Source organism: uncultured Brachyspira sp. (assembly GCF_944390595.1).
Classification (GTDB): Bacteria; Spirochaetota; Brachyspiria; order Brachyspirales; family Brachyspiraceae; genus Brachyspira.
The window spans coordinates 1-2,804 of the sequence record NZ_CALXRN010000088.1; the positions used below are offsets into that span (position 1 = coordinate 1).

Below are 2,804 nucleotides of genomic sequence, written 5' to 3' on the forward strand. Positions count from 1 at the left end.
TTAATAGAGAGGCTTTGGCGGTTAATGAAAAAAACAATTCTTTATAATCAATATTATGACAGCTATCAAAGTTTTTGTGATTCTATAAAAAAATTCTTTCTTAATAAAAGTAAGAGACGGAAAAAAAGAGTTATCATTATTAATGACGGAAAACTTTCAACTCTTTGAAAATTATTGACAAAATGCATCATTTCAGTATATACTAAGAATTTTTAAGTTTTTCAACTGATGCACTTTATATAAATGTTATCTACTTTTTTGCCGCACAAAAAAGTATTTATCCTTCGGATACGCTACGCGAAAAACGCAAGTGCTAGAACTTTATATTAAAAACCTGCCTATTAAATATAGGGTATAACCTATAAAAATGCAGTTCTTCGCGAAGCGTATCCGAGTTTATCGAGGATATAGGTTCTCGCCGCAGGCGGGCTTCGCCTTATACCAATACCGAAAAGTACCTTGCCTACGGCACGCAGAGCGTCGGTAAAAGAACTGGGGTTCGGGGCAAAGCCCCATATATTAAAAAGAAAATGTAATTTTATTTTTGACAAAATATATTTGTTTCAGTATATACTAAAAATTTTTAACTTTGTCAACTAACGGACTTTATATAAATTTTATCTACTTTTTTGCCACGACTTCGTCAAAGTAGCTGCCATACCTAAAGGTACTCCCTTCGGTCGCAGCACGCTTCGCGAAAGTGCAAGTTAAAATTAGTATTAAATCATACTAATTTTGGTTTACATGTAAGATAAACTATTAAATTTAGGTTAAAAATATAGCCTTTCGCTGAAGGCAGACTGCGACTGCTTCTTTGCGGCAATACCGCAGGCACTCCCTTCGGTCGCAAAAGAAGTGGGATTTTGCGAAGCACACAGCATGGTGGGTAAAGCCCCAGATATTAAAAACAAAGTATGTTTTTTGACAAAATATAGTTGTTTAGGTATATACTAAAAACTATGAGGTAATACTGTTATAATTTATAAATACTAAAATTTTGAAATAACCCACATTATAAAAGATAATACCAAACTTGCAATTATACATGTAACAATAGGAAAAGCAAAAGTAAAATTTTCCTTTTTTATAAAAATATCTCCTGGAAGTTTTCCAAAAGGAATTTTTATATTAAATAAAAATAGTATTCCAATGATTATCAATACTATACCAATTATTATAAGAAGTTTAGCAATATAAGTATTCATTATTACTCTGACATTTTTTTATTCATTTTTTCAATATCTTTATCATGTCCTGCAATAATAAGTATATCGCCTTCAACCATAGGCTCGTCAGGATCAGGAGTACAATCGATAATAACCTTTTTTTCTCCTAAAATACCTACGGTTTCTTTTTTTATCGCTACAACATTAATTTTGTATTTTTTTCTCAAATCAAGCTCTTTAAAATTTTTACCTGCCAAACCTCCATGGACAGGAAATTCAACTATAGAATGATATTCAGTCAAATCATAAAGAAGAACTTTATCTCCTACTTCAAGCTGTTCCGCTATATGTATCCCCATAGATTCTTCGGGGCTTACAAGATGTGTTATTCCTATCATACTAAGTATAGCTTTGTGTTTTTCATTTGAATATCTTGCTATAATATTTTTAACATTTAATTCTTTTAAAAGCAGGGCTGTTAATATACTTGTCATCATATCTTCACCAATAGTAAGTATAACGGCGTCAAATTTATTGATCTCAATAGCTTCCAATGCTTCTTTCTGAGTAGAGTCAAGACGCATAGCCTGAGTTACATTATTTTTTATAGCCTCTATCTCATTCATATCATTATCTATAGCAAATACCTCAATAGAAGGTTTTGTCATAAGCCTATTAATCAACGCCTTTCCTAAAGTACCTACTCCTATAACGGCATACTGTAGCATATAAATACCCCTAACTTAAATTATATATTGTATTATTATAGAATAATATAGAAATTTGTCAAAAAATATTCATTATAATTTTTTATATAAAATTGCTGTTAATACATACTAAAATTATTTTATGAAGTAAAAAAAATTATAAAAATCTCTAAAATAAAAATTACACAATTCGGAGTATCTAATATATATTTTTTATACAAAATTTTTATTTTTTCATAATTTTTTTATTTTTTAAAGGTCATACAACATTCACATTTTATTATACAATAATAGTATTTATTAGAAACAGTGATACTTTTTATTCCATATTTAGAATTTAATATACAAATAAATATTTATAATATTAAAAATATTTATTTATTGTACCATAAAATCATTATTATAAATATAAAACAACATATAGTATACAATACAATTATTTAATATTCCTTTACAGTGAAGCAAATTAATTTAAAAAAAAATTAAATTAACAAAAATAAAAACAAATTTTTTTTACACGTTTTTTTTATAATTGTTATTTATATAAAATAAAAAAGTTGAGGTGTTAAGATTTATGAAAAAAATTATTTTAATTGTAAGTATTTTATCAGTATTAGCAGTTGCTTGTAACAGCAAAAACAATCCGAACAATCCAGCAACTCCAGCAACAGGAGACAAACCATTAACAGTAAATGTACCAAGCGATGACAAAACAGTAAAAGAAGGTACTCCGTTAGCTAGCTGGGATGGAAATGCAAAATTAATCAGTGCTTCAGTTGCTGCTAATAATGCTGCGGCTGCTCAGGAATATACTTTATTAGAAAGATTATATTCTACTACTTGGTATCAGTCTGAAGAAGAATATGATGACGGACAGGAAAAGACAGACTTTGCTATGATAACATGGACATATATAAAACATGACGGAACC

Annotated in this window: 2 protein-coding genes and 1 pseudogene; 1 reads left to right on the forward strand and 2 read right to left on the reverse strand. The window is 28.6% G+C overall.

Annotated features, from left to right (window positions below; genetic code table 11):
• Positions 1-989: 989 nt before the first annotated feature.
• Entirely contained in the window at positions 990-1,205 is a 216-nt protein-coding gene (locus tag Q0J90_RS04580; RefSeq protein WP_297276785.1) for a DUF2905 domain-containing protein, read from the reverse strand.
• A 2-nt stretch (positions 1,206-1,207) separates the two neighbouring features.
• Positions 1,208-1,894, reverse strand: a complete 687-nt coding sequence (locus Q0J90_RS04585) for a TrkA family potassium uptake protein (RefSeq protein ID WP_297276786.1) — start codon at positions 1,892-1,894, stop codon at positions 1,208-1,210.
• A gap of 553 nt (positions 1,895-2,447) precedes the next feature.
• Between Q0J90_RS04585 and Q0J90_RS04590 the strand changes: the two are divergent.
• Positions 2,448-2,804, forward strand: a pseudogene (locus tag Q0J90_RS04590) (hypothetical protein); the annotation flags it as partial.